The sequence below is a fragment of the Citreicoccus inhibens genome (genome assembly GCF_019039035.1).
Taxonomy (GTDB): Bacteria; Myxococcota; Myxococcia; order Myxococcales; family Myxococcaceae; genus Citreicoccus; species Citreicoccus inhibens.
On the sequence record NZ_JAHNZT010000085.1, the window covers coordinates 1 to 5650 of the forward strand.

General features: G+C 66.1%; 6 protein-coding genes. 5 read left to right on the plus strand and 1 reads right to left on the minus strand.

The annotated features are described in order from the left end of the window. Positions 1–123: 123 nt before the first annotated feature. A complete protein-coding gene (locus KRR26_RS36015) occupies positions 124–441 on the minus strand; it encodes a hypothetical protein (RefSeq protein ID WP_217082139.1) in 318 nt (105 codons plus the stop codon). A gap of 2718 nt (positions 442–3159) precedes the next feature. Here KRR26_RS36015 and KRR26_RS36020 point away from each other — a divergent pair. From KRR26_RS36020 to KRR26_RS37525, 5 genes are all read left to right on the plus strand, one after another. Then, positions 3160–3456: a hypothetical protein gene (locus tag KRR26_RS36020; RefSeq protein WP_217082140.1), complete on the plus strand. Its 297-nt coding sequence runs from the start codon at positions 3160–3162 to the stop codon at positions 3454–3456. Between the two features lie 238 nt (positions 3457–3694). Then, entirely contained in the window at positions 3695–4312 is a 618-nt protein-coding gene (locus KRR26_RS36025) for a ribbon-helix-helix domain-containing protein (RefSeq protein WP_217082141.1), read from the plus strand. A gap of 8 nt (positions 4313–4320) precedes the next feature. Beyond that, positions 4321–4683: a hypothetical protein gene (locus tag KRR26_RS36030; RefSeq protein WP_217082142.1), complete on the plus strand. Its 363-nt coding sequence runs from the start codon at positions 4321–4323 to the stop codon at positions 4681–4683. A 156-nt stretch (positions 4684–4839) separates the two neighbouring features. Continuing rightward, positions 4840–5178: a hypothetical protein gene (locus KRR26_RS36035; protein WP_217082143.1), complete on the plus strand. Its 339-nt coding sequence runs from the start codon at positions 4840–4842 to the stop codon at positions 5176–5178. Positions 5179–5442: 264 nt separating this feature from the next. Further along, entirely contained in the window at positions 5443–5565 is a 123-nt protein-coding gene (locus KRR26_RS37525; RefSeq protein ID WP_268905934.1) for a hypothetical protein, read from the plus strand. The last annotated feature ends 85 nt before the right edge of the window (positions 5566–5650 follow it).

Here is a 5650-nt window from a genome sequence, read left to right on the forward strand (position 1 = left end):
CAGGGCTCGCTTCTTCTTCTGGTACTTGCTCACACAGGGCCGAACGGAGTGGGTTCCTGCCGCTTCCCCACTCGTCCAGCGCCTGCCTACCCTCCGGGCCGATCGGGAATCACGCCTCGTCGTTTAGCGTGGCGCCTCCCCCTCGTCCGGAGGAAGCCCTGACAGCGCGGCTTCAATGTCAGCAAGCCGGGATTGGAGTCCTTTGCGCTCAGCCTCAAGCGCGTGGCGCCACGAGGGCTTGCGGATGATTTCGTAGGCGCTCGGGAGCGCCTGCGCCATTCGCTCGGCCAGTGCCAAGGGGACGTCGCGGACCTCCAGCGTGACGTCCTCCTTGTTGCCGAGGGCATTGGCCGCGCCTCTCGGCAGGCCCTCCGGAAAGCTGCCCGCGATGACGGTGACGCCGGGGCCGAGTCGATACTCCTCGTACCGGCCACCGCGCACCACAAGGCGCCTGCCGAGCCCCCCACAACTCCTCTCCCCAACCCTCCTCCGTCGTGACGCGGCGATGCACGGTGACGGTTGGCACTTTGGCCCCATTCGTCCCGAATACGGACAGGAGGAGGTCGCGGACAGCCCTCTCGTCAGCGCGCTCAAACTCGTAGCAGCCTTCGCCCTCTTCCGCGGAGTGGCAGCGGCCTGCGAGCGATTTGGCCCGAGCCGTAAAGGCAGGGGGCCATGGCGCGGTGACGCGCAAGACGTCACCCACGGTGGCGACGAGGACACCAAGAAACCCCGAGGACTCCGGCGCGGCGGGGATTGGCGCCCCCTCAAACGCCGCACGGAGTCGAGGTTGCAGCGCCTCCCACACTCCGTCCGTGCTGCCCGCTTGAATCCACCACCTCGCGGACTGCAGGCGCTGGACGCTGGCAACAAATGCGTCCACCAGCAACCCGGCCTCACGTGGGTTCTCCCGGAGCTGCTTTGCGCGGCCTGGCGCGCTGACGAGGCGCTGAAGGACAGCCGTCAGCGACCGCGCGCGAATGCGCGCACCGAGTGCCTCCTGCCTGGCGGACACCGCCTCCAACCTTGGCAGCTCCACCTGGAAGTCCAGGACGGGCGCACCCTCGTGCTTCACGACGAACGCGGTCTGCATTCTCTCCCCAGCGGAGGCAGTGGCGGGCCCGCCACTCCAGGAACGCATATGCGTCGACACTTGAATTGCGTCAACCTGAGACGCACACCCACGGCCGGAGCCGACTCCCCAAGAGCGCGAGCTTTCGAGCAGCGCGCGAAGACATGGGGCCTACCAGCACCAATGGCCCAATCATCCGTGAGGCGAACGGACTACGACGCGACGAGGGGCGCTCGGCAAGACAAGGCAAGTTGCAGTTGGGGCAGTCCAGAGCGGCCCTCATCGAGGAGGGCCTGCCTTTTCCTTGTTTACCAGCATGGGCAGTCCGACCAAAAGCAGCGAGCGCCATGGGAGACGGAAGTCCCAGACTCCAAGCTGGTGAGCCACCCCCATATTCAGCAGCGCTCAACCCCAAAGCGGGGGACTCTGGCGTTCGCGACTCTCGCACTCGAAGCACCTCGCTTTCTCGAAGTCGCCTCCCGTCCTCTGCTCGACACGTCCGCCAAGGCGACAGCCCCCTCGACACCCAAGGGCCTCTTCACCATCGGCCGCCGTCACGGCCGAAGCGGCGCCCGCCCAAGCACCAGGCGGTCCGAGGACTCCAGGACACCCCGCAGTGCACCCAATCGTCCTACACCCCAAACCACGCCGCTACATTCCCATCCCCCGCGAGATTCGGAGGCGCTTCTTCTCGGACTCTCACAAAACCCCACCAATAACAAACACCCTCAAACTCGCTTCATTGACGGACACCTCAAAAGCATTTAGGCCACCCTCGCCGTCTGACTCACCACCCACACCAGACAGGCCATGAAGGAGCTATCATGAAGCGGCACCTCATTCTGCTAACCCTCCTCGGCACCCTGGGACTCGCTGGCGCAAGCTGCGGGCCCGGGACGGACGGACAACCCCCACCCGCCTCGGATGAGGCATCGCAACAACTCCCCTCGGAGGAGTTCTCATCCGAGGAGAACGACGTCACGCAGTTCGCACGCAACTGCAAGACAACCTGCTCGGGCAACACCGCCAGCGGCGGCGCCTGTGGTGTCGTTGGGTTCGGTAGCACCACGTTCCTCGGAGGGTGCAAGAAAGCGTGCCGGTTCGCGCGACGGGACGCCGATGCGAAAGCTGTGAACTATGGGTGCCAACTCACGCAGTGCAATGATGAGTGTTAGCCCTCGACCGCGCATTGAATTCACCAAGCCCGAGGATTGACTCAACATGCAGTCGAGCGCGAGCAGGTTCCGCGCTCGACTCATGTGAGCCACGACTAGGGGAGCACCTAACCGAGAGGCGGGGTGCTCCCAATCAGCAGCACACCTCAACCCTTGGAAGACGAAACTGCAGTCCCCAAAGTCCTCGAGTCTTCCTCTGGAGGCACCGTTAGCGGCAAAACTGCGGCATGACGGGCCCGCGTCGAAGAGGTGCGCCTTCGCCCTCCCCGGCTACCATGCGCCCTGCCCCACCCGACATCGCCCGTCGCGCTATAGCCCATTGCGCACACAGAGAAGTGGCCCATCGGCACCCATTGGCATTGCGACTCCGCACACCCTCTCGATTCGAAGCCCGCATCCTCCAACGACTGCCTCAAGCCTGACACGCTCGAGGGCGACACCGCCGCCCCCCTTTTTTCCGCTCCGAGGTGACTCGCGCCCTCCTGGCGCCTCGCCGTCACGCAGGGGCGCAGGTGGACTTGCGCCGCTCCATCGCCTCCCAGCGCGAGGGCGACACGCCCATGCAGCCAAGCACTGTGGCGGCTTTCTGAAGTCCCGCGGACCTCACTCCAGCGAGACGTGACGCCCGGCACCAGTTCCCCCCGGTGCCGGGCGTCATCCTGTCGGCGCGTCGCCGTTCTGACACAGCTGATTCTTCCCCAGGGCCTCCCGCTTCCACACAGGCGCACTCCGCCGCCAAACAACCGAGGGAAAACTGAAAGCCCCCTCGGCGCGCCTCCCACCACGGGGCTTGAAGCAAGACAGACGCCCTCGCACTGGCCACCACAACTCTCTCCCTCTCAACTTGCCATGTCCGCGCAGCAGAGCGTGTATGCCCTCACGCGCCGCCCACGGCGCCGTTGGGGGACACCCATGCTCATCGGCAGCACCACCACCTACCTCGGCAACGAAATCCCCGGCCTCCACGGGCAGCAGGTTCGCATCTTCGGCGTCTTGCGCGGCAGCCTCCGGCCCGACTCAAACCCAGACGCAGACGACTACTACGTCTGTGACAACGAGACGCTGGCCCGTCTCGGGGGCGTCACCGCCGAGGACTGCATCGACGCGGCCCCCGTCCTCCCGGACGGCTCCACCCCCTTCGTGCATGTCGGCCCGCGCGCCATCGACTTGGAGTGCTTCGCGCACCTGCGCGCGCCTGGCGCACAATGACTTGCCTTCCACGCGAAACAGAGCGCGTATGCCTCACGCACGAAGGCCTACTGCGCGCCCGCAGAATGAGTCCATGAGGCTCCGTAAGGCCTCCTTGCGAGGCAGCGCGAAGGCCGCCCGAAACTCCCGCAGCACGTAGCCCCTTCCCACCCAACGAGAGCAGCCGCACGCGAGGGCCTCCAGGCCACCCTCGCGGACGCCAAACGTGTACCCACGGCCCAACCAGGACAGCACCGCCATGCCCCGTACCACCGCCAAGACGAAGAAGCTGGAGTCCCTGAATCTGACGGAGCTGCGCGCCCGCTACCGTGAAGTGGTGGGCGAGGAGACGCGCAGCCCCAACAAGGTGCACCTCATCCGCCGCATCGAGGAGAGCCTCGCCGCGAAGAAGCAGCGCAGCCCCTCCCGCCAAGGGGCAGCCATCGCGCCCAGCACGCCCCTTGCGACGCCCGCTGCCCAGGCCACGCCCTCGTCCGCGGAGGCCACCCCACCCTCTCCCCAGCGCGGGCGCTTCGCCAACATGCCGCTGGAGGCGTTGCAGGCGGAGTACCGCAAAGTCCTCGGCCGGCCCACCAGTAGCAGCAATGTTGGCTACCTCCGGTGGAAAATTCGGGAGGCGGAGGCTGGGCGTGTGCCGGTGGGGCCACGCCTCGCGCGCGAGGCGAAAGTGCGCGAGGACGGCAAGCGCGTCATCCCCCTCTCTTTCGGGGCAGAAGCACTGGAGGGCCTCGACAAGACTTGGCGCAACGCCGGCATGCCGAGTCGGACGGAGTTCTTCCGCCGCGCCATCCGCCGCTACCTCGTCGACATGGGCGCCCCGGAGGCCGCAGCCCTCTTTGCCCAGGATGCGGAGTGAGGCCCGCCATGACGACGAAGCAACAGGGCCTTGAAGCCCTCGTCAAGGAGGCCCTCCGCAAGGCGCTCGCAGGCATCCGTGTGGAGGTGAAGCTGGCCCTTCACAGCAGCGGCTGCGAGTTACAGCCTGAAGTCGAGGTCGCCTTCCCTCCGGGGACGTCCTCGCGCCAACGCAACACCGCCCTCCTGCTGCTGTCCGCGCGCGTGGAGCTGCTCACGCCACCGAGTGAGCACTGGCTCGCGGCATCGGACGTCCTCGACGACGGAACCCGGGGCCGCGTCTACGTGGTGCTGCTCGGCGTCGGCGGCCCTCGGCCAGCCCGCGAGGAAGCCGAGCGCGGGCTGCAGGTCCTCCGCAACGCCCTTCGCTGACATTTGGGAATACAGGCGGCGGCACCAAGCCCGCCGCCAACCCAATACACACAACACCAAAAAACCAGAGGGGACTTGATACGCGCGCCAACCAGAGCGTGTATGCATTTTGCGACGGGCACCCCAGCACCGTGCCACTCCATAGGAATTCCCACCATGAGCGCCACGCCCCTCCCTTCTCACCTCACCGAGTTGAAGATGGTTGACCTCCACAACGCAGCGCTGAGTCCGAGCCTCAGCAAGAGCCGGTACGGCACAGCCCAACCCCAACTCGACGTCCGCCTTCCGCCCGGCGCCTCCCACCGGCAACTGAGCGCGCTGCTCCATGCCTTTGCCGCCAGGCTGGAGCTGAATACCCCCGCCAACGAGCGGTGGCTCGTCCAGACTGAGCGCCTCTCGGAGCCAAACCACGGCCGCCTCTACCTGGAGCTCGCCGAGGGCGACGAGGCGGAAGCCAGGCGCGGGATGAAGCTCCTGAACACCCTGCTGGGCTGAACAGCGGCGGAGAGGGAATCCGCGGCGAAAAACCACACGAACTCCCTACGGCTCGCAGAGCGCCGCGCCACTGCGTTCGCGCCCAGTCGAGTACTTCCAAGTCCCCAGGAGAAAACCTCTCAGAATCACGGGATAGTTGCGCATCGACCCTAACCCCACTCGACTCACGCCCACCAGACGATGAGGACTTGCCTTACCTGAAAACAAGAGCGTGTATGTCTTTCGCGACGGGCAACCACGCCCGCGCAAAACGCGAGGACGTCGATGAGAATCAAAAGCACCACCGCATTCCGGGCCTACACCACCATGCGCGCGAACCAGGCCAAGGCCACCAAGCGCTTCATGGGGTCGTGTCCCTATAAGTGTGTAGTCGGCGAGCAGGGCTGAGCGGGAAAGAGGGAAGCTCCTCGGAGAAACCAACCGAGACGGTCCTCCTTTGGCGAGGAGGCCGAGGAGTTCCCTGAAGTGGACG